At 54.8% G+C, this 20,703-nt stretch carries 19 protein-coding genes; 11 read left to right on the forward strand and 8 right to left on the reverse strand.

Annotated elements, in window-relative coordinates:
- Positions 1-415 precede the first annotated feature (415 nt).
- Positions 416-1,576, reverse strand: coding sequence for a rhamnan synthesis F family protein (locus tag ACR0BK_RS08220; RefSeq protein ID WP_480518255.1), 1,161 nt, complete (start codon positions 1,574-1,576; stop codon positions 416-418).
- 810 nt (positions 1,577-2,386) lie between these two features.
- Here ACR0BK_RS08220 and ACR0BK_RS08225 point away from each other — a divergent pair.
- The 6 genes from ACR0BK_RS08225 (at position 2,387) to ACR0BK_RS08250 (ending at position 10,921) form a co-directional block, all read left to right on the forward strand.
- On the forward strand, positions 2,387-4,657 hold the full coding sequence (locus tag ACR0BK_RS08225; RefSeq protein WP_480518253.1) for a methyltransferase domain-containing protein: 2,271 nt from the start codon (positions 2,387-2,389) through the stop codon (positions 4,655-4,657).
- A gap of 66 nt (positions 4,658-4,723) precedes the next feature.
- Entirely contained in the window at positions 4,724-5,590 is an 867-nt protein-coding gene (locus ACR0BK_RS08230) for a glycosyltransferase family 2 protein (protein ID WP_480518251.1), read from the forward strand.
- Positions 5,591-5,954: 364 nt separating this feature from the next.
- Entirely contained in the window at positions 5,955-6,752 is a 798-nt protein-coding gene (locus ACR0BK_RS08235; RefSeq protein WP_480554295.1) for an inositol monophosphatase family protein, read from the forward strand.
- A gap of 4 nt (positions 6,753-6,756) precedes the next feature.
- Positions 6,757-8,451 (forward strand): Na/Pi cotransporter family protein, encoded by a 1,695-nt coding sequence (locus tag ACR0BK_RS08240; protein WP_480554296.1) that lies wholly within the window; start codon positions 6,757-6,759, stop codon positions 8,449-8,451.
- A 152-nt stretch (positions 8,452-8,603) separates the two neighbouring features.
- Positions 8,604-9,704: an alpha/beta hydrolase gene (locus ACR0BK_RS08245; protein WP_480474404.1), complete on the forward strand. Its 1,101-nt coding sequence runs from the start codon at positions 8,604-8,606 to the stop codon at positions 9,702-9,704.
- Complete coding sequence (locus ACR0BK_RS08250; RefSeq protein ID WP_480494034.1) at positions 9,701-10,921, forward strand: MFS transporter; 1,221 nt, start codon at positions 9,701-9,703, stop codon at positions 10,919-10,921. Before ACR0BK_RS08245 ends, ACR0BK_RS08250 begins: the two co-directional genes overlap by 4 nt.
- Here ACR0BK_RS08250 and ACR0BK_RS08255 read toward each other — a convergent pair.
- The 3 genes from ACR0BK_RS08255 to ACR0BK_RS08265 are packed head-to-tail and all read right to left on the reverse strand — an operon-like array spanning position 10,918 to position 13,204.
- On the reverse strand, positions 10,918-11,505 hold the full coding sequence (locus ACR0BK_RS08255; protein WP_480518245.1) for a Smr/MutS family protein: 588 nt from the start codon (positions 11,503-11,505) through the stop codon (positions 10,918-10,920). The genes ACR0BK_RS08250 and ACR0BK_RS08255 overlap by 4 nt on opposite strands.
- Entirely contained in the window at positions 11,505-12,545 is a 1,041-nt protein-coding gene (gene mltA, locus ACR0BK_RS08260) for a murein transglycosylase A (RefSeq protein ID WP_480554297.1), read from the reverse strand. Before mltA ends, ACR0BK_RS08255 begins: the two co-directional genes overlap by 1 nt.
- Positions 12,542-13,204, reverse strand: a complete 663-nt coding sequence (locus tag ACR0BK_RS08265) for a Tim44/TimA family putative adaptor protein (RefSeq protein ID WP_480474400.1) — start codon at positions 13,202-13,204, stop codon at positions 12,542-12,544. Before ACR0BK_RS08265 ends, mltA begins: the two co-directional genes overlap by 4 nt.
- Positions 13,205-13,312: 108 nt before the next feature.
- Between ACR0BK_RS08265 and ACR0BK_RS08270 the strand changes: the two genes are divergently transcribed.
- Positions 13,313-13,813 carry an FxsA family protein gene (locus ACR0BK_RS08270; RefSeq protein WP_480554298.1) on the forward strand — a complete coding sequence of 167 codons (501 nt, stop codon included), beginning with the start codon at positions 13,313-13,315 and terminating at the stop codon, positions 13,811-13,813.
- Between the two features lie 54 nt (positions 13,814-13,867).
- Positions 13,868-14,368 (forward strand): protein-export chaperone SecB, encoded by a 501-nt coding sequence (gene secB / locus ACR0BK_RS08275; protein WP_209506872.1) that lies wholly within the window; start codon positions 13,868-13,870, stop codon positions 14,366-14,368.
- Positions 14,369-14,392: 24 nt separating this feature from the next.
- Here the strand turns inward: secB and dnaQ are convergent, their stop codons facing one another.
- From dnaQ to ACR0BK_RS08295, 4 genes are read right to left on the reverse strand one after another with little or no spacing between them, the layout of a single operon-like run.
- Positions 14,393-15,115 (reverse strand): DNA polymerase III subunit epsilon, encoded by a 723-nt coding sequence (dnaQ, locus tag ACR0BK_RS08280; protein WP_480554299.1) that lies wholly within the window; start codon positions 15,113-15,115, stop codon positions 14,393-14,395.
- Positions 15,108-15,701 (reverse strand): dephospho-CoA kinase, encoded by a 594-nt coding sequence (gene coaE / locus ACR0BK_RS08285; RefSeq protein ID WP_480554300.1) that lies wholly within the window; start codon positions 15,699-15,701, stop codon positions 15,108-15,110. The genes dnaQ and coaE overlap by 8 nt, the downstream gene beginning before the upstream one ends.
- Positions 15,698-16,531, reverse strand: coding sequence for a shikimate dehydrogenase (locus tag ACR0BK_RS08290; RefSeq protein ID WP_480518235.1), 834 nt, complete (start codon positions 16,529-16,531; stop codon positions 15,698-15,700). The genes coaE and ACR0BK_RS08290 overlap by 4 nt, the downstream gene beginning before the upstream one ends.
- Positions 16,528-17,127 carry a Maf family protein gene (locus ACR0BK_RS08295; RefSeq protein WP_480554301.1) on the reverse strand — a complete coding sequence of 200 codons (600 nt, stop codon included), beginning with the start codon at positions 17,125-17,127 and terminating at the stop codon, positions 16,528-16,530. Before ACR0BK_RS08295 ends, ACR0BK_RS08290 begins: the two co-directional genes overlap by 4 nt.
- A gap of 405 nt (positions 17,128-17,532) precedes the next feature.
- Between ACR0BK_RS08295 and ACR0BK_RS08300 the strand changes: the two genes are divergently transcribed.
- The 3 genes from ACR0BK_RS08300 (at position 17,533) to mnmE (ending at position 20,693) form a co-directional block, all read left to right on the forward strand.
- The gene (locus ACR0BK_RS08300) at positions 17,533-17,982 is read left to right on the forward strand and encodes a CopD family protein (RefSeq protein WP_480554302.1); all 450 of its coding nucleotides are present in this window, start codon (positions 17,533-17,535) and stop codon (positions 17,980-17,982) included.
- Positions 17,983-18,104: 122 nt separating this feature from the next.
- Positions 18,105-19,376: a transcription termination factor Rho gene (gene rho / locus ACR0BK_RS08305; RefSeq protein ID WP_480554303.1), complete on the forward strand. Its 1,272-nt coding sequence runs from the start codon at positions 18,105-18,107 to the stop codon at positions 19,374-19,376.
- 30 nt (positions 19,377-19,406) lie between these two features.
- Positions 19,407-20,693 carry a tRNA uridine-5-carboxymethylaminomethyl(34) synthesis GTPase MnmE gene (gene mnmE / locus ACR0BK_RS08310; protein WP_480554304.1) on the forward strand — a complete coding sequence of 429 codons (1,287 nt, stop codon included), beginning with the start codon at positions 19,407-19,409 and terminating at the stop codon, positions 20,691-20,693.
- Positions 20,694-20,703: the final 10 nt, after the last annotated feature.

Below are 20,703 nucleotides of genomic sequence, written 5' to 3' on the forward strand. Positions count from 1 at the left end.
GAAATCGCCCATACGCTGGGCTGGATCAACGACCACGACCTCGAAGCCCGCGCCCAAAGATTCGGCAAAAACGAATACGGAAAATACCTCAAAAACCTGCTCAACCAGTAGACTAAGCCAGCGGCATCTGCTTCGGTAAGGCGATCCCAGAAACTTCGTAAATTGAATAAAGAGGATTTCGTTCCTGATCCCGCAACTGAACATTATGGCTTTCACTGGCGGTAAGGTGTCTCGCGCGCTCTCCTGCGCTTGCCGGTGGATCGTCAATCATGATCTGTCGGACAAACCGGATCAAAACCAAACTGATCGGCATAAGAGAAGAGCCACTAAACACTAACAGATCCCGTTCAATTTTCGTGGAGCGGTTCAGTCTTGCTTTGCCCAGTCACAGCCGGAATCCTGAAGCCTGTTTACTTCACTGTATATGAGCTTCCGCGTCTTGGCGTACTATTCTGGATGCTTCTTGTTGAATGTCCTGGCCCACCGGCCCTTGGATTCGGGAAATAATTGCCAACATCAACCCAGCCCCCTTCGGAGATAGCCACAGCGGAGACTTTTTGAGAAACTGAAAACCACGATTAGACAGGGTGTAGGCTGGCAGGCAATACGCACAGGCGTAACGCGACACAGTTGTCAGGATAAAAGCAATACGATCGGAACGCCCATCTGCGCTGTGTGCGTCAAGGCTCAAAACTTGCTCTTTTACTGTATCCAAGGCAACGTCGCCGGGAATGATAAGTTCCCGCGCAACCCTATCGACTTCCTTGTCCGTCAGGGCTGCCAATTCGCGGTCAAGCGCATCAACCTCGCATGTGGCACGATGCGTATACCCATGCTTCAGAATCCATTGTGACAACCCAATTTCGCCACGGCGTACCGTTCTTGTTTTGTCATTTCGAATTTCGAGTTTTCGCCAGTACTTTACAAAATCTGGGTTTCTTAAGATGGCTGGACCAATACCAAGCGCATAAGAAGCATAGTGGAAATTTCGATGCGTCACTCGAAACTTCCACGTAATTTCCCGAAAATTCGCCGGATCGACCCGAGGCATCGCAAAATTGGATGTAGCAGCTGCGAAATCGACATTTAAATCGCGGGCGTCATCAAACCAACTGCGTTGCTGTGGGACCAACCATGCGGAATCATTTAAGAGCCAAAGCCGAGTCAGCTCTGGGAAACGATTGGCCACCTCCAGTACGCCATCCCGGTACCCGCCAAAATCATATCCGAAGTTTGGACGTTCTATAATCAGTGAAGCGTGAGGGGTAAGTTCAGCAAAATCTGTCGTGCTGAGCGGGAGATTGGATACGACGATTGGGGAAATACCTGCCTGAACCATCTGCTCCAAGGCATACAGATGGGAAGGCAAGACTCCCGTTTTAGGAAAGATAAGAAATATCCCGATTTCTGAACCAAATGAAATTGCGCCTGGAGAACGCTTCACTTGGCGAGACAACACCCAATCGTAATACCGGCGGAGATATACATGCCGCAGAAGTTCGGCGGGTAGGTGCATGAGCTTGCGACCCGCGCGCGCGAATTCTCGCTGAATTTTCCATACCGGTGGTAAATTCATCCACTCTCGTCCAATTGTCGTTTCGATTTCTGTTTCCAGCCAGATCCGCCTGTCACCAGCAGACCGAAAACAGCAGTGAAAAGCAACTTTATCACTCTTGATCTATGTCTCAGCTGATACTGATTGGTTTGGGTTGCCTCTAACACACGACCTTGGGTTTCAAAACCCCAAACAAGAAAGCGGGCAACGCTAACGGCGGTTTCGGACTTTTCCTTAGTTTGCAGGTTAACTATTTTGCGGAATTTGTACTTAGTTCCCGAGCGGTTGTAGACAATGTCGCGCCCCGCCAAGGCCTGCAAATGCCTTTCCAGCCAATGAGGGTACTAGTAGTCGTCTCGGCCCTCGCCAGATGCGTTTGCAGGTATAATAAATTTGGGTCGTAAAAAAACATCGGTCGCGAAGAAGTCGCTAATTGCCAGCTTGCCTTGGTGTCTGTGTTATAGGTTGGCCTTGTTACGGGCGGCGCGCCTGGCTGGGCTATGAGTTACAGTCGCCGCTGGTTACTTGCGAAAAGGTGGAGGGCTGGCGCAGATGTTACAACCACGAAGCATCAGCACGAGCATTCCTCGTCGAAGCCGATTAAAAATGTGAAAGTTCCGACGCGACCTGATGAAAATGCGGGACACTCTGATCTAGGTGGCGAAAGATTGCTTAACAGCTCAATATGGTGGGTTGCAACATGCCTCACCTTCTGGGACATAGGGCCGTTCCGGTTGAGTTTTGAGCCTTGAAATTTAGTTATTATAACGGTCTGCGCGGGAAAACATTAGGCTCCTACGACACCGGCAATGAATATCACGGAGACCCCAAATGCATAAAGTCACATTTGATACTGAGACTTCCTCTGCTCCAAACGCTGGTACGTGCTACGTGTGCGGTGCGACTGAGTTTGAACCCGTTCTGACCGTCTCAAAAGCGCAGTTCCTTAAAGATGACCTAACCCTGGTAAAGTGCAAATCTTGCGCCAGTGTGTATTTTTTGGGCGACGATCCCGTAGTTGGTTACGACTTTGAGGGCTTCAACGAAAACTATTGGTACAATTACGTACAGAATGGTGCGGGAATTTCGGCTATGTTGGAACCCCTGCTGGGGCTCGACAAACCGCGACAGGGATCCGTGTTGGATGTTGGTTGTGGTTTTGGCTTTGTGCCGCATTTTTGGCAGGAAATGGGTTACGGCGAAGCTGTAGGCCTCGAGACCAGCAGGTACGGCCAGATTGGTCGGGAAATGCTAGGTACCAATATCATTCACAAGTACTACAATGATGCCGAGGAAATTCGCGGTCGGAAGTTTGATTATGTCTTCAGTAGTGAAGTGATCGAACACGTGACACGCCCACGTGAGTTTCTGGATGAAATCAGTCAAGGCCTGTCGGATGATGGCGTTTTAGTTCTGACCACACCGAGTGCGACGACGATTACTCCGGACTGCGAACCGACAACACTGATCGCCACGCTGTCCCCGGGTTTTCACTATTTCATCGCGTCCCGAAGTGCGCTGGAAAACCTTCTGAAGAGCGTTGGCTTTAAACATGTCGTAGTAAGAGACGCCGGACACAGGTTGTTTGCCTGGGCGTCGCACGCGCCGTTACCCAAGATATCAGACGGATTCCGCGACTGGGATGTTTACTTGGAATACCTGGAGAAGCTTTCCAACCATCCGGACAAGCACATTGCCAGTGGTGGAATGTACCGTTTGTTCAAGGACAGCCTGAATCTTGGCCGGACGAAACAGGCTGAAAAAATCTATCCTCGCTTCGAGGCATTGTTGAAATCAGAATTCAATATCGACTTCATGGACGTCGCTGCGTCCGAAAACTGGCGCCGCAAGCGCACCGGTCTTGAAAATGAGACCTACCCTTCATGGATGGGATGTGCCTTTTATTTTGCTGGCTTGCATGCTCAAAACTGTGGCCTAAGCAAACAGGTTCAGTTTGAGTTGTTTTCCGCCGCTGTGGAAACTATGCACCAAGAGCTGGAATTAGCTGCGCAGTTTGCCGGAGAGCCGGCACACTTTCTTCCATTTGCACAAAAACGCCTGTCGGAACTTCAGAGCACTTTTAAAAATACGCCTCCCTTTGCCATTGAGGAGGTTGCCCCGATTGAGCCATTGGAAGACGCAGAAGTATGCATTCTTTCGATTTATGCACCTGACGGCAAAATACTCCCTACAACTCAAGCTTACATCAAATCGCTGGCTGCAAACGGCATTAAGGTTGTCGCAGGTGTTGCTCTGGAAGGAAAACCTGCGTCAATACTTGCCGCAAAAGATCAATCAACCGACACAGCGCAGCTAATCGTGGACGCGGTGGATCGGGAGTCACTGGATGGGTCTTCCCTCATCGTTTTTCGCCAGAATTCCGGCTACGACTTCGGCATGTGGGCAGATATCTTGCGTGAATGCCCGCATCTCTGGCGCTCCAAACGGCTGTTTTTTGCAAATGACAGCGTCTTTGTTATCCCCAAACTCTTTGGTCCGATGATCCGGAAGATCCGAGAGTCTGAGGCCGACTTTGTCGCGTTGACTGACTGTAGCCTGCCCAAACCACACACCCAGAGCTACTTCTTTGCCTTGCAAAACAATGCGCAGAAGTCTGAAAAGCTGAGACGTTTCTGGGATCGCGTTGAGAATTTGAGGAACAAGTCGGACGTAATCGAAAACTACGAAATCAACCTCGGAGAGGTCGTAGCCGCCGATCCCGACCTCAGATCTGCAACGCTGTTTGGGTGCGATACTCTATTCGGATCGGCCCCTGTCGATCAGCTCCGGAAGTGGAATCCGTGCCATTTCTTCTGGGACCGTCTTGTCGAAAGTGGATTTCCGTTTGTAAAGGCTGAGCTTCTGCGGGACAATCCGATGAAGCTGCCTCTCGACACAGTGTATGATTTGTTGGAGCACTTTGGCGCTGACGTTACCATGTTCAAGGACAGCATCAAAACCTCGCGGAAAATTCGGTCTCCGCGCAGGGGTTCTTCTAAAAACAACACAGGAACGGGTTTCTATAGCTTGTTGCGCGAACTGAATCGTGCCCGCCTCAAAGTGAGAAAGCGGAGGCTTGCTGAGAAAGGTAAATCTTCCTAAAGGTCAGACGACCGGGAGATTCCTCCAGTCTTATCAAACTCCGAGATGTAAATGAACGGATAAGCATTGGAACCGCGTGTTACGATTATCAGTGTAACCTATAACAGCGCCAGCACTCTTCCTCAGATGCTGGCGTCGGTACCCGATGGTGTTCCGATAGTGTTGGTCGACAATGGTTCAGGCGATTTAGAAGAGCTAAAGCGGCTTGCACAACTCAAGAACGCCAAACTCATTCTAAACGACCAAAACATGGGTTTTGGAGTAGGGTGTAACCAGGGTGCAGCCGGGGTAGAGACCGAATACTTGCTGTTTTTGAATCCGGACGCGCGCTTAACGAGCGGCAGCTTGGAGAAGTTGCTGGCCGGTGCAGACCGTCACAAAACTGCTTCAGCGTTCAACCCCGCATTTACTCAAAAGTCTGGCAAAGGATTGCTGAAACGATCCAGTGTCTTGCTACCACGTAATAAGTGGTTGCGCGGGATTGAAACCGATACTGATTTACAGGTTCCGATATTGTCTGGCGCAGCGCTGCTTGTGCGCCAGTCGGCGTTCGAAAAGGTCGGTGGATTCGATGCAAATATCTTCTTGTACCACGAAGATGACGACATCTGTCTGCGTTTGAATGAACAAGTGGGGCCTTTGATATTCCTTCCCGACGCGGAAGTGACCCATATTGGTGGAGAATCTTCTCCCAAGAACCCAAAGATAGCTGCGATCAAAGCCTGGCACATGGGTCGCTCACGTGTTTACACAGCGCGCAAACACAAACGCCCGGCTCCTTTTTTGAATGCATTGATAAGTGCTTTGCTGCAGGTGGCTTCTCCTCTGGTTTTGTTTTCAAAACGAAAACGCGCCAAACAGGTGGCTTTTCTACGAGCTGTATGGTCAACGCGGAACTTGTCTTCATCGACTTCGGGCAAACAGCACGAGTAAAAACACACGGCTTTTTTCAAGCTTTCCGGCCCCCAACGGACCTCTGACATTGGGGTTTGACTGTTTTGCAGACAACCGGCCTGAGTCTGCATAAAACAGTCGGCGTGGTATTTCTCTAAATCCACACATTTATCTTGAATACGAGGTAATGTAAGATTTTTCTGTTGTATTTGGGTGGTTTTGTGGGATTACTGTGGAAACTTGTGGTGGAATTTGAGGACCCCGATGCAGCAAGACTCACTTCAGACAAAAAGTGAGTGTCAAAGGCTTTTGTTTGGGCTTTACCCAAACCGACGCCGACAAGGGGCTTTCTAACTTATCGCCTCCAATACCCGCGCTTCATCGCTAAACAGGATAGAATCGAATGCTGAATCCAAGGACCTCACAGACCGACGAAAGCGCCGACCTGCTGTCTCATGCGGTAAAGATAGCTGACCTGGCCAGCGAAGCAGCGCGGGGGTATTTTCGTGGCGCGCTGGGGGTCGAGTTCAAATCGGATGAAAGCCCGGTGACACAGGCCGACAAGGGTGTTGAATCCCAGGTTCGCGCCTATCTTGAACAGTATTTCCCCGATCACGGCGTCTTTGGAGAAGAACATGGGTTCAAAGGGCAGGATTGCCGCGAGGTTTGGATCATCGACCCGATCGATGGAACCCGGTCATTCCTGTCAGGTCATCCGCTGTTTGGATTTCTGTTGGGGCATCTGGTTGACGGCAAACCCGATATCGGCGTGATCGGCATGCCGGCGATAAATGAAGTGTTTACCGGCGTTTTTGGCCAGGGCGCCACGTTGAATGGCCATGCGATCACGACTTCGGCCCAAACGCGGCTGGATCAGTCCATTCTTTTTGTAAACGAAGGGGACAAGATCTATCGCGATCATCCGGCGTTATTCGACAGGCTGATGCAATCTGGACAGACCAGACGGTTCGCCTATGATTGCTACCCCCATGCCCTGCTGGCGGCGGGTCATGTGGATGCTGTGATCGACTATGATCTACAGCCCTATGATTACCTGCCAGTGCTGGCCGTGGTTGAAGCTGCGGGTGGGGTGATGACAGATTGGCAGGGTCAGCCGCTTGACTTGAATTCTGACGGCCGGGTGATTTCAGCGGCTACACCCGAGCTGCACGGGGAAATGTTGGACTTGGTGAACGGGTAGGATCATGGCGATAGTAAGCTTTCTCATCAGCCTGGCCGGAGCCACGATGCTGCTGCTTTACGCAGTGCGGATGGTCCGCACAGGGATCGAGCGCAGCTATGGGGCTTCGTTCCAGCGCCTCATGACAGGCCAAAGCCATTACGCGCAGGCGTCAATGGTCGGCATTGTGATGGCGGTGGTTCTGCAAAGCTCGGCAGCGGTTGCCCTTTTGACATCGGGTTTTGCTGCTGGGGGGTTCCTGACCTTTCCCACCGGCCTTGCAATCGTGCTGGGCGCTGATCTCGGTTCGGCGCTGATTATTCAGGTGTTGTCATTCCAGCTGGGTTGGCTGATACCTTTGCTTCTGGCGGTTGGCGGGTATCTGTTTGTCAAGACCGAGGCCAAGAGGCCCCGGCAATTGGGGCGCATCCTGATGGGGATTGCGTTCATCTTGATTTCATTGCGCTTTTTGCGCGAAGCCATGGACCCGATCCGGGACAGTGCCTTTTTGCCTGCCGTCGCCGAGTATCTGGCACGCGACTATATTACAGCGTTTCTGGTCGGCGGCGCGCTGGCCTTTGTCATGCATTCCTCGGTCGCGGCAATCCTGATGTGTGTGACGCTGGTCCAGATTGGTGCGATTCCGTTTGCCGCCGGGCTGTCGCTGGTATTGGGGGCCAATTTCGGTTCAGCCTTCATACCTGTTTGGCTGAGCCGGGGGATGGAGATGCCTGCCAGGCGCATACCTTTTGCCAACCTAGCCTTGCGCGGCAGCTGGGCGATAGTCACCCTTTTCGCGGCGACTGCGGCACTGCGTGCCGGTGTTCTGGGGGATTTGCAGGGCGGTCAGATGCTGGTCAATGCGCACCTGGCATTCAATGCCTCGTTGCTGGTGCTGGCGCTGCCCTTCTGCGGGCGATTGCGCGCGCCGTTCGAGCAGTTTTTTCCGGACCCGAAATCTGCGAACGCGCTGGCCCAGGCAGGTCGCCCGGCCAGCGCGCTGGATGTGCGCACCGCCGGCAGCCCCTCCCAGGCGCTGTCCAGCCTCAAGCGTGAACTGCTGCGGATGAGCGATCTGGTCGAGTCGATGTTCCGCCCGTCACTGGAATTGTACCGCAGCGGCGACAAGGACCAGATACGCGCCGTAAGGGACATGGACGAAGATGTGAACGACTGCCTGTCGGGTATTCGAAAATTCGTGGCCGCCATTCCCGAGGAGACATTCGGAAAGCAGAACGCAAAAGTGGCACGCGACCTGATGGAATACGCAATCCGTCTGGAAACTGCGGGCGACGTTGTTGCCAAGCGGTTGACTGTTCTGGCGGGCGACATGCGGAAGAAAGGTGCTTCATTTTCAAAAGACGGCTGGTCGGAACTGGTTGAGATGCACGAAGGCATCCTCGCCAACCTCAAACTGGCCTCAAACGTTCTGATCTCGGACGATCTGGAAAGCGCCCGTCTGCTGAGCCTTGAGAAAACCGAAATCAAACGGGCCGAGCGTGACAGCCGCAAACGCCACCTCAAACGCTTGCAGCACGGCAGTACGGAAAGCTTTGAGACCAGCGATATCCACCTGGAAACCCTGCGCGCGTTCCGGGAATTCAACAGCCACATCGCTGCGGTGGCCTATCCGATCCTGTATCGAAACGGGCAATTGCTGGAAACACGCCTGATCGAAGAAATGCCGCGCAAAGAGCAGGGCGAGGACACAGAGGTCTAGGCTATCGGTACCGGCAAAGGTCGGTTTCGTAGGGGTACGGTCTGTTACAGATTGTACCCGCTCAGGCCGGTTTCTGCCGCTTTTGCGCGTGCCGTGCTGGACGCGGGATTAGAATAAGGTAGCGTGTCGGCACTTGTTTCCGGGGGCTATCCGTGCTGCGTTTCTTAATCTTCATTCTGTGTCCGGTCGTGCTGGCGGCCTGCGTCGACCGGACGGTATCCGAAACGGTCCCATCTGCATTGAAAATCGGAACTCCCGAAACGGTTTTTGCGGCCACCACACGTGCGCGCGAGCCCGATGGCGCGTATGGATTCCGCCGCGCAGAACGCCTGCAATTTCTGGAAACGACCGTGTCGATACCACCGGGCCGTTCACCGGGAAGCCTTAAATTTTCATACGCAAACCCTGACCCGAGAAAGCAGTTCGTACTGGCAGAGGTCGATCAGCTAAGCGGGCCGCAACAGTTGAAGGACAGGCTGAGTGGGGCTGACGAAGTCACGATTTTTGTGCATGGCTATAACTCCACTCAGACAGAGACATTGTTCAGGGCTGCTCAGCTGTCACATGATATCGGTATTCCCGGTCAAATCCTTGTCTATTCATGGCCCAGCCGCGCGACAGGCTATGGTTATGCCTATGATCTGGACAGCATGTTGTTTGCCCGTGATGGGCTGGAGGAAACCATTCGTCTTCTCAAGTCGATGGGGGTCAGGCGGGTGGCCCTTGTGGCGCATTCAATGGGCGGCGCGCTGGCTATGGAGATGATACGGCAAACCGAACTGAAACAGCCGGGCTGGGCAAAGCGAAATCTGGAAGGTGTTATTCTGATCTCTCCCGATCTGGACGTGGATGTTTTTCGGTCGCAGATGAACAGTATCGACAATCCTCCTGATCCTTTTGTCGTGATGGTGTCCAAGAAAGATAAGATCCTGAACATTTCAGGTCGGCTGAGGGGAACCGCCGATGGTGAAAGGCTGGGCAATATCGGATCGGCCGAGAAACTGTCCGAATATCCGATTGAAATCGTGGATACGACTGCCTTCAACAGCGATGCGGAATCTTCCCATTTTGTGGCCGCCACTTCTCCGGCCCTGTTGACTATCCTCCGCTCCGTGCGCCGGGTCAGCGAAACCTTTGGGCGCGATGACCGGCGCGGAATCGACATCCTCGTACCGCCAAGCCAGCGCAATCCTGTTGGCGCAACAGAAATCGTGCTGACTGAAACCGGCCAGGCCCAGGTGAGCAATCCGTGACGCGGGTTTCCCTGCACCGGTTTCTTGTGGACAACGCGACCTGGCTTGCGACCGGCGTTCTGCTGACATTTCTGTCCAGTTTCGGGCAAACCTTTTTCATCTCGGTCTTTGCTGGTGAAATCCGCTCTGAATATGGCCTCAGCCACGGCGCATGGGGTGGGCTGTACACGTTAGGCACGACCCTGTCTGCAATCGTGATGATCTGGGCTGGGGGGTTGACGGATATCTTCCGCGTACGGGTATTGGGCCCAGTTGTGTTGGCGGGACTGGCGTTGGCCGCCATTGCAATGGCGCTGAACACCTGGCTGCTGCTGTTACCACTGGTGATCTTTCTGCTGCGGTTATTTGGGCAGGGGATGAGCACGCATCTCGCCGTGGTCGCAATGGCCCGCTGGTTCACGGTTACGCGGGGCAAAGCACTTTCCATCGCGTCCACCGGCTATGCGCTTGGCGAGGCGCTGTTGCCGCTGATTTTTGTTGGCGCCATGGTCTATCTGGATTGGCGCTGGCTGTGGGTTGCCGCGGCGGGCATCACGGCGCTGGGTATTCCGGTTCTGATGCGGCTGCTGCGAGAAGAGAGAACTCCACAAAGCCTCGCCAACGCGTTTTCAGCATCGGGAATGCAGGGAAAACACTGGACCCGGCGGGACGCTCTGTTCCATCCTTTGTTCTGGTTTATGGTGCCATCAGTGCTTGGGCCATCCGCATTCATCACCGCATTTTTTTTCCATCAGGTTTTTCTGGCTGATGTGAAGGGTTGGCAGCATATCCAACTGGTGGCTCTATTCCCGATCTTTACCGGAATATCTCTGTTTTCCATGTTTGTCGCAGGCTGGGCGCTGGATAAATGGGGGACCGCCCGGATCATGCCCTACTACCAGCTTCCGATCGCACTTGGGTTCGTCATTCTGGGCACAACCAATTCGATCAGCGGCGCGACCCTGGGGCTGGTCTTCCTGGCTTTGACCGTTGGAGCAAACAGCACATTGCCCAGCGCATTCTGGGCCGAATTCTACGGAACCCGGCATATCGGTGCGATCAAGGCGATGGCCGCGGCTGTCATGGTGCTGGGATCGGCCATCGGCCCCGGCCTGACCGGCGTTCTGATTGACCTTGGCGTTTCGCTGAACACACAGTTCATCTGGGTTGGGGTGTTCTTCGTGCTGGTTTGCGTTCTGGTCCGAACAGGTATTTCCCGCGCCCGTCGGGATTTTTAGCGCATTCGCCTGAGATAGACGTAATAAGCACCCTCGCCGCCATGACTGATATGCGCGGGGTTGATCTGCATCACCGCCTGCGCCAACGGCGGTATGGACAGCCAATGCGGCACTTGATTGCGTAATACGCCACGCGGCGTCGGGATTGGGCCGGGTTCGTCGCGGTCCTTGCCCTTGCCGGTTACCACCAGAACCAGTCGTTTACCTTGTGCCTGCGCGCTCAGGATAAAACGGATCAACGCAGGATGGGCCGTATCAACCCGCATACCGTGAAGATCCAGCTTGCCTTCGGGCTTTAGCTTACCGCGCTTCATCCGGCCAAAAGCCTTGATATCCATCTGAACAGGCGCGGCACGCAGCGCGTCCGTCAACGATGGTTTCAGATCGTTTGGCTTCGAGTTCGGCTGAAGGTTCTGACCAAGCTCAAACACCTCAAACCGGGGTTTTGGTGTTTTTCTGGGCCTGGGTTTCGGCAGGGTGGTCGGATGGACGGTCTGAGGACAGTCCGGATGCAGACGCTCGGCCTGTTTGGTGACCTTGCGCCAAAGCTCGATCTCATCGGTTGTCAGTTTGCGCCGGGTCATCAGAATTCATCCGGCAACAGGGCATAGGCGCGCTGAATAGGCAACAACAGAACCATCCGACCCGGATCTTTCAGCCTGCCCGCAGCCTGTCCGGCTTCTTCACCGGTACCGAAAAAGATGTCCGCCCGTTGCGCACCTTTGATGGCCGCGCCTGTGTCCTGCGCGATCATTAGCCGTCGCAACGGGTTTTCACCGTCCTTTTCCACCCAGACAGGTGCGCCCAATGGTGTATAGGTGGGGTCCGCCGCAATCGAGCGCATTGTCGTGATCGACCGGTTCATCGCCCCCAAAGGTCCAAATTCGGGGGCAACGCGTGAAACTTCGCGAAAAAACACGTATGACGGGTTGTGAAACAGCAACTCGGCACCGGCCTCGGGGTTCTTGCGCACCCAGGCGCGGATCATCTGGGCGCTGACCTCATGCGCACCCAGAACCCCGCGTCGCACCAACTCGACACCGATCGACCGATAGGGGTGACCATTCGCACCACCATATCCAACCCGCAGCGCACCGCCATCCGACAATCGAATACGCCCCGAGCCCTGAATTTGCAGAAAGAACAGCTCAACTGGGTCGTCGACCCAGGCAATCTCTAGCCCGCGGCCCTGCATCACATCGCCGGTCAGGATGTCACGACGGCTCAGCCATGGTCCTTCCGCACGGGCTTCGGGCGGCATCTTGTAGATCGGGTATTTGAAACGGTCTGTCCGGGTGCGCGCGCCGTCAAGCTCGGGTTCAAAATAGCCGGTAAACAGGCCCTCTTTGTCATCCTCGACCAGAACAGGGCGGAAGAATAACTCGAAAAAGGCGCGGGCAGCATCCGGTTCATATGTTCTGGCCACACCACACAAGGCGCGCCAATCCGGGTCATCCAGATCACCGCACGTGTTCAGAAAAACGGAAAGGGCCGAGCCGTGGTCGTCCTCCGCCCAGCCCTGCAGATCGTCAAACGACAGAATGGATCGCGTTGCCTCGGCTCCGGCAGCACTGGCGGTGGTCATTGCGCCCACCAGTAAAAGCGACCGAAGCGTTGCAATCATGCGTCCGTGGCGACAAGCAGCCAGTTCGGATCGTCCTTGCCCATGACACGGGCAAAGGTCCAGCTGTCCTTCTGGCGCTTCACGGTATTCGGGTTGCCTTCGACGATGTCGCCTCCGCGATCGCGCACGACCGAGGTCAGCTCTCCCACGAACTTCATCGTGATTTCGGCCTGGTTTGAGTCCTTGTCGAATTTCACATCCGTCAGGGTAGTTTCCCGCACGCCGATGAATTCGGCCTCGATGGTCAGGCCCTGATCTTCACGTGCTGCCACGACCGAAACGAAAGTCTCGAACACTTCTTCCGACAGGAAAGGCTGGATTTCATCCAGATTGCCCCTTTCAAACCCCATCACGATCATCTCATACGCACCGCGCGCACCCTGAACGAACTCGCCGACCGAGAAGCCGGGCTCGACACGTTTCATTGCAGCCAGGGTTTGCGCCTGTTCGCTGTCTTCGGCGACATGGTCGGTAATGTCATGATCCGGGCCGCCATCGATCACCTCGAAACCGCGGCGCGATTTATGGGCTTCGGGCTGTTGCTGCACAGGCGGTTTTTCAAAGCCTTCACGCGTGCCCAATACGCTTTTGAGGCGCAGGATCAGGAAAATGGCAATTCCGGCCAGGACCAGGAGCTGGATCATAGGGTTGTCGCTCATTTCATTCTCTTTTCAACGCCGCGACTTTGTATACACGGCCTCATGCCACTATGTAGGTGACAGTGAGTGGCAAGTCCACAGCCCGGCCTAAGGGAAAGGATAACGCAAATGTATCTGTTCTTGGCATTTTTGTTGGTGCCCATAATCGAAATCGCGCTGTTTATTCAGGTTGGTGGTTTGATTGGGTTGTGGCCGACACTTGCCATCGTAGTGCTGACCGCGGTTCTGGGCACGGTTTTGGTGCGGACACAAGGTCGCATGGCGCTTGGACAGCTGCAACGGTCCTTTGCCGAATTGGACGATCCGACCGAACCCCTGGCCCATGGGGCAATGATCCTGTTGTCGGGCGCTTTGTTGCTAACACCGGGCTTTTTCACTGATGCCGTTGGTTTTGCGTTGTTAGTTCCCGGTATCCGCGTCGCCGTTTTCCGGTACCTGAAATCCAAGGTTACAGTAACCCAGTTCCAGATGGGGCCGGGCCCCGGATATCAAACCCGGGGGAACCCTTTCGATCAGGGCGATATCATCGATGGGGAATTCACCGAAGTTCGGCCAAAAAAAGACCCCTCGAAGCCTTCGAAATGGGTGGAAGGCCCCCACCAGCATTGAGGTGCCGCGCCCAACTTGCTAAGCAGTGGCGAATTTCATTTTTGGAGTAGATCCATGGCCGAAGAAAACGCTGCAGAAAACACTGCGGCCCAAGCCGCCCCGCAGGTTCAGATGCGTGTTCTGGGGCAGTTCATCCGTGATATGTCCTTTGAAAACGTGATGGCGCAAAAGGGCGTTTCCGGAGACGTACAACCGGAAATCGCCGTTCAGGTGAATCTGGATGCCAAAAAACGCGCGGCGGACCATCAGTTCGAAGTTTCGATCAAGCTGAACCTGACATCCAAAGCCAAAGGCATGGATGACATCTTGTTCCTGTGTGAACTGGACTATTGCGGAATGTTCCACGTGGAAGGTGTGCCGGAAGATCAGCTGCACCCGTTCCTGATGATCGAGTGCCCGCGCATGTTGTTCCCGTTCCTGCGCCGCATCGTCAGCGATATCACCCGCGATGGCGGCTTCCCGCCGGTCAACTTGGACAATATCGATTTCGTAGCGCTCTATCGCAACGAGTTGATGCGCCGTCAGGCCGAACAGGCCCAAAAAGCCGACGCGTAAGGTTTTGACCTGCGCCTGTCCGGATCAGGCGCGGGTCCACAAGGCGTTCTCGCCCAGTTTTTCCACGAAAGCTTCATGTGCTGCGCGTTCATCCTCGGTGATCCGGGATGGCAATGGTGTGCTGCGCGGTGTAGCTCGCCAATCATCGCTGCCACCGTCCGCAGAAGATGTGGATGTCGACAGACCAAAATCCGGCTGCCGCCCACCGATCAATTCCAGGTAAACCTCGGCCAGAATTTCCGAGTCGAGCAACGCGCCGTGCAACACACGGTTCGAGTTGTCGATATTGAAGCGACGGCACAGCGCATCCAGTGACGCTGGCGAACCGGGGAACCGTTTACGGGCAATTGCCAGTGTATCCAACGCCTGCTCCATGGGGATAAGCGGGGCACCCATCCATTTCAGCTCGGCATTCAGGAACTTCATGTCGAATGAGGCGTTGTGGATCACCAACCGCGCATCGCCAACAAATTCGCGAAATCCATGGCCAACCTTTGCAAAGACCGGCTTGTCTTTCAGAGTCACTTCGCCCTTTTCAGGCGGGCGCGGGGTTTCCAGCAGATCGGGACCTATACCATGCACGCCAAACGCCTCTTCCGGCATCGAGCGTTCGGGGTTGATATAGACGTGGTAGGTTTCACCGGTGGCAACGTGGTTCCACAGCTCAACGGCGCCGATTTCCACGATCCGATCTCCGCTTTCGGGATCAAACCCGGTGGTTTCGGTATCCAGTACAATCTCACGCATGTGCCATCCCCGCCCGTATCTGCTTGACCACATCCTGCACCTGCGCGCGGGCGTGGTCCAGAGTATCGGTCACGATCACAAAATCCGACCGCGCGCATTTTTCATCGTTCGACATCTGCTTGGCGCGGATCTGCTCGAACTGCGCCTCGGTCATTGTACCCCGTTCCATAACGCGCCGCTTTTGGACTTCGGCTGGGACCGAAACGCAGGCCACTGCGTCCATTGCTGCATCAGCGCCCGTTTCAAACAAAAGCGGAATATCGAACACCAGGATGTCGCTTGTAGCGCTTTCGCGAAATTCCGCACGATCAGCAGCGACAAGTGGATGCACAATCGCCTCAATCGCTTTCAACGTGGCCGGGTCATTCGCGATGATCCGTTTCAACGCGTCGCGGCTGACCACCCCATCAAGTATCGCATCGGGAAAGGCTGCCCGCATTGGTTCAACCGCTGCTCCACCAATGGCATACAGCCGATGCACCGCCGCATCCGCATCCCACAATGCGCAACCTTCTTCGACAAACACCTGTGCCGTGGTGCTTTTCCCCATACCGATTGAGCCTGTCAGGCCAAGCGCAAAACTCATGCCAGGGCCGCCGCGCGCGTATCCGCGTCTACTTCGGGGCGAACACCAAACCAGCGTTCAAACCCGGGAACGGCCTGATGCAGCAACATCCCAAGACCATCGACTGTGGTGCATCCGGCCTCCTCGGCGGTTTGCAACAGGCGGGTTTTCAACGGGGCATAGACCAGGTCCGTTACCACGGCACCGGGTTGCAACCCGTCCAACGGCACGCGCAGCTCTGGCTGGCCCTGCATCCCCAGTGAAGTCGTATTGACCACCAGTTCGGCGTTTTCAATGACATTTCCCGCCTGAACCCAATCGACCACGCGAATGCGTTGGCCGAACTCTTCCTTCAGATGATCCGCGCGGGCGCGCGTCCGGTTGGTCAGCAGGATTTCCGGCACCCCGGCATCAGACAAAGCCTGCAAAACGGCACGGGCAGCGCCCCCGGCACCAAACACAACCGCCGGGCCATCTTTCGCATTCCAGTCAGGTGCGCCATTGCGCAGGTTCTCCATAAACCCGTACCCGTCGGTGTTATCTGCGTGGATCGAACCATCAGTTCGGAACACCAGCGTATTTGCGGCACCAATCACCGTTGCGCGGTCGGAAACGTGATCTGCGATCTTCAGCGCAGCTTCTTTGTGCGGAACGGTCACGTTGGCCCCGACAAAGCCCGCTTTGGGCAGGGTTCGCAGCACAGTCTCCAGATCAGCAGAGGCGACGTCCATCGGGATATAATGCCCGACAAGCCCATAGGTCTTTAACCAATGCCCGTGCAGCTTGGGTGAACGCGAATGCCCGATGGGGTGCCCGATCACTCCGGCTAAAGGAACCCGGTTGTCTGTCATTGCTCGATCACCCCTTTGACAGCCAGAAAGTTGAGAAGCTCTAACAGAGGTATACCCAAAACGTTAAAATAGTCGCCGTCAATGGTGGCGAACAGGCGGACGCCTTCTTCTTCCAGCTTGTAGGCTCCGACGGCATGGCGAATGCTGTCCCAGTTCCGCGCAACATAGTCTTTCAGGTAGGCATCAGAACTGGCCCGCATACGCAAACGCACCTGCCCCACATGCCGCCAGATCGGCTCACCATCCTGATAGATCACAGCAGCGGACAAAAGCATGTGCCGCTTGCCGCGCATATCTTTCAGTTGGGCCAACGCCTGTTCCGGGGTTTCGGGCTTTGACAGCAGCTGCCCTTCGAAATCCAGCACCTGATCGCAACCGATCACCATGGCGTCAGGTTTTTTGTCACTAACCTTACGCGCTTTGATCTCAGCCAGCGTATCCGCAATATCGCGTGGTGAGGCATCCTCTGCCAGCAACGCCCGTTTGACCGTCTCTTCATCCACGCGCGCAGTTTGAACCGCAAACGGCACACCTGCGTTCCTTAGCAGTTGCGCGCGAATAACAGATCCTGAAGCCAGAAGAATGGGGACAGACATGTGGAAAACCCCGTGTGCAAATCGATGAGAGTTCTGGGGTGTTTTGTATGGTTTTCCGGTTGACACGCAACCCCGGGAATTTTGTGGCAAAGATCCCCGAGTCGCTCAAATCTCATCCTGTCGGGATAAGGATAACTCTAACTCGTGGGATAACAGATGTATCCAGCGATACCCATCGGGTTATCCACAGACCAGATTTACCTGATCCAACTTAAATAATTGATTTATATATATAATTTGTACTATCAACAGAATCTGTGGGAACCTCAGGTATTTTGTCCCCTTGGGGAAAACGCTAGGGTAATAATAATAATCCACGGATATTTAGCACCCTACAAAACCATCATCCTTTTTCTTTTCTTATTTTTTTATTAGGGAGAGTTCCGAACAACGTTCGGAGCCGGCATGACAGACCTTCTTTTCACGATTTACCCGTGGGTGAAGTCATTACATATCATGGCCGTGATCTCATGGATGGCGGGCTTGTTCTATCTGCCCAGACTGTTTGTTTATCACGTCGAAAAAGCGCAGGCCGTAGAGGGCGCGCAAGACATCTTCTTTGAAATGGAAGACAAGCTGCTGCGGGTGATCATGCGCCCCGCGATGGTTGTGACCTGGTTATGCGGACTGATCATGGTGTTCACACCGGGGATCGTCGGATGGGATTTCGCATGGCCCTGGGTTAAAGGCGCGGGCGTGATCGCGATGACCTGGTTCCACCATTGGCTTATGGCCCGAAGAAAGGATTTTCTGGCAGGCCAGAATAAGCTCACTGGGCGGCAATATCGCATGATGAACGAGGTTCCGACCATTCTGATGGTTACCATCGTTCTGGCGGTCATTCTGAAGTTCTGAACGCCTATTTGACTCCGAACGACGCTGCGCTTATGTAGATTACAACACGCCCGTCCGGGCGGCGTATTTTCCGTACTGAAATTCCACTTCAAGCCGCGTTTTCAGCGGTGAAGGTATGTATCATGTCCAATGAATCCCTGAATCTGGCCGACCTGAAAGCCAAAAGCCCCAAAGACCTTCTGGCAATGGCCGAAGAGCTGGAGATCGAAAACGCCTCGACCATGCGCAAAGGCGAGATGATGTTCCAGATTCTCCGCGAACGTGCCGATGATGGCTGGACCGTCGGCGGTGATGGCGTACTGGAAGTGCTACAGGATGGGTTCGGCTTTCTGCGCTCGCCCGAGGCAAACTATCTGCCGGGTCCTGACGATATCTATGTCTCGCCCGACATGATCCGTCTGCACTCACTGCGGACTGGGGACACGGTCGAGGGCGAGATCAAGGCGCCGGACGAGAGTGAGCGTTATTTCGCGCTGACAAATGTCACCATGATCAACTTTGAAGATCCCGAGAAGGCCAAGCACAAGATCCTGTTCGACAACCTGACGCCTCTGTACCCGGATGAGCGTCTGAAGATGGAAATCGAAGATCCCACCATCAAGGATAAGTCCGCGCGCGTGATCGATCTGGTTGCGCCGATCGGTAAAGGTCAGCGTTCGCTGATCGTGGCACCGCCGCGGACTGGTAAAACCGTGATCCTGCAGAACATCGCGCATTCGATCGAACAGAACCATCCGGAGTGTTACCTGATCGTCCTGCTGATCGACGAACGCCCGGAAGAAGTGACCGACATGCAGCGCTCGGTTAAGGGTGAGGTTGTGTCGTCAACCTTCGATGAGCCCGCAACGCGTCACGTGGCCGTGTCGGAGATGGTCATTGAAAAGGCCAAGCGCCTGGTCGAACATAAACGAGATGTTGTTATTCTACTCGACTCAATCACAAGACTTGGTAGGGCTTTTAACACCGTTGTACCATCCTCGGGCAAGGTTCTGACCGGTGGTGTGGACGCAAACGCGCTGCAGCGGCCCAAGCGTTTCTTCGGCGCGGCCCGGAACATCGAAGAGGGCGGATCGCTGACCATCATCGCCACGGCGCTGATCGATACCGGCAGCCGGATGGACGAGGTGATCTTTGAAGAATTCAAAGGTACTGGTAACTCGGAAATCGTTTTGGACCGCAAGATTGCAGACAAACGCGTGTTCCCGGCGATCGACATCCTCAAATCCGGTACACGGAAAGAGGACCTGCTGGTCGACAAGGGCGATCTGGCCAAAACCTTCGTTCTGCGCCGTATCCTCAATCCGATGGGCACCACCGACGCAATCGAGTTCCTGTTGTCGAAGTTGAAACAGACGAAGACAAACGGCGAGTTCTTCGATTCAATGAACACCTGACACAGGTCTTAAGCGACGCGAGGCCTACGAATGGATACGATATTCGCCTTGGCCAGCGCGCAAGGCAAAGCAGGGGTGGCGGTCATTCGCCTCTCTGGCCCCGAAGCGCATTCCGCAGCTGCATGTCTGAGCGGCGCGGAACTGCCCAAGCGGGGAATAGTCTTGCGCACCCTGCGGGATCAGGACGGATCACGTCTGGATGATGGTCTGGTTCTGACCTTTCAGGCACCGGCAAGTTTCACCGGGGAAGACGTGGCAGAACTTCAGATCCATGGCAGCACGGCCTCGGTCAATGCGGTTCTGCGCTGTTTGTCGAACACCGATGGGCTGCGGCTGGCGGACCCGGGTGAATTCACACGCCGGGCCCTTGAAAATGGCAAGATGGATCTGACACAGGTCGAAGGCCTGGCAGACCTGATTGATGCGGAAACCGAGGCACAGCGTAAGCAGGCCCAGACCATTCTTGCCGGTGAGCTTGGCACGCTGGCCGAGCGCTGGCGGCGCGATCTGATCCGCGCGGCATCGTTGCTGGAAGCCGTCATCGATTTCGCTGATGAAGACGTCCCCACCGACGTCACGCAGGAAGTCCGCGATTTGACAAGCGGCGTTCTGGCAGATCTTCGTCGAGAAGCAGATGGGGTGAAGATTGCCGAGCGTATTCGTACCGGATTTGAAGTGGCTATTGTTGGTCTTCCCAATGCAGGAAAATCAACCCTGTTGAACGCGCTTGCAGGACGTGAAGCCGCAATTACCTCGGAATTCGCAGGCACAACCCGGGATGTGATTGAGGTTCGTATGGATCTGGCTGGCTTGCCGGTGACATTGCTGGATACGGCCGGGTTGCGGGAAACCGAAGATCACGTCGAGAATCTTGGGATCGAGCTGGCTCGAAAACGGGCAGAAGCGGCAGACTTGCGTGTTTTTCTGACCGAAGTCCCGGAAGAGCTGGATGTAGCTGTGCAGGATGGCGATATCCATGTTCTGCCCAAAGCAGACCTGCGGGAAGATAAGAGTGAAGGTGTTTCAGGAAAGACAGGACAGGGGATTAATGCGCTTGTCGACCAGATTTCGTGGGTCTTGAGTGAAAGAACCACAACACATGGTATAGCCACGCGTGAACGCCATCGCGCTGCGATGAACAAGGCATCGGCTTCACTTGTTGCTGCGATCACGGTTCTGGAATCAGGCCCGGACCTGTATGATATCGCTGCGGAGGAGTTAAGGACTGCCATACGGGCGCTTGAATCTCTGGTCGGCAGAATTGATGTCGAGACACTGTTGGATGAAATCTTCTCCAGCTTTTGTTTAGGAAAATAAGGATTGTTTC

The sequence above is a fragment of the Ruegeria sp. AF1 genome (assembly GCF_056542125.1).

What these genes read in the sequence shown, in the direction of transcription:
- ACR0BK_RS08295 (WP_480554301.1), bottom strand. Translation starts at nt 17,127, where the DNA reads ATGTCTGTCCCCATTCTTCTGGCTTCAGGATCTGTTATTCGCGCGCAA.
- coaE (WP_480554300.1), bottom strand. Translation starts at nt 15,701, where the DNA reads ATGAGTTTTGCGCTTGGCCTGACAGGCTCAATCGGTATGGGGAAAAGC.
- rho (WP_480554303.1), top strand. Translation starts at nt 18,105, where the DNA reads ATGTCCAATGAATCCCTGAATCTGGCCGACCTGAAAGCCAAAAGCCCC.
- ACR0BK_RS08255 (WP_480518245.1), bottom strand. Translation starts at nt 11,505, where the DNA reads ATGACCCGGCGCAAACTGACAACCGATGAGATCGAGCTTTGGCGCAAG.
- ACR0BK_RS08290 (WP_480518235.1), bottom strand. Translation starts at nt 16,531, where the DNA reads ATGACAGACAACCGGGTTCCTTTAGCCGGAGTGATCGGGCACCCCATC.
- mnmE (WP_480554304.1), top strand. Translation starts at nt 19,407, where the DNA reads ATGGATACGATATTCGCCTTGGCCAGCGCGCAAGGCAAAGCAGGGGTG.
- ACR0BK_RS08225 (WP_480518253.1), top strand. Translation starts at nt 2,387, where the DNA reads ATGCATAAAGTCACATTTGATACTGAGACTTCCTCTGCTCCAAACGCT.
- ACR0BK_RS08220 (WP_480518255.1), bottom strand. Translation starts at nt 1,576, where the DNA reads ATGAATTTACCACCGGTATGGAAAATTCAGCGAGAATTCGCGCGCGCG.
- dnaQ (WP_480554299.1), bottom strand. Translation starts at nt 15,115, where the DNA reads ATGCGTGAGATTGTACTGGATACCGAAACCACCGGGTTTGATCCCGAA.
- ACR0BK_RS08235 (WP_480554295.1), top strand. Translation starts at nt 5,955, where the DNA reads ATGCTGAATCCAAGGACCTCACAGACCGACGAAAGCGCCGACCTGCTG.
- ACR0BK_RS08270 (WP_480554298.1), top strand. Translation starts at nt 13,313, where the DNA reads ATGTATCTGTTCTTGGCATTTTTGTTGGTGCCCATAATCGAAATCGCG.
- secB (WP_209506872.1), top strand. Translation starts at nt 13,868, where the DNA reads ATGGCCGAAGAAAACGCTGCAGAAAACACTGCGGCCCAAGCCGCCCCG.
- ACR0BK_RS08300 (WP_480554302.1), top strand. Translation starts at nt 17,533, where the DNA reads ATGACAGACCTTCTTTTCACGATTTACCCGTGGGTGAAGTCATTACAT.
- mltA (WP_480554297.1), bottom strand. Translation starts at nt 12,545, where the DNA reads ATGATTGCAACGCTTCGGTCGCTTTTACTGGTGGGCGCAATGACCACC.
- ACR0BK_RS08265 (WP_480474400.1), bottom strand. Translation starts at nt 13,204, where the DNA reads ATGAGCGACAACCCTATGATCCAGCTCCTGGTCCTGGCCGGAATTGCC.
- ACR0BK_RS08240 (WP_480554296.1), top strand. Translation starts at nt 6,757, where the DNA reads ATGGCGATAGTAAGCTTTCTCATCAGCCTGGCCGGAGCCACGATGCTG.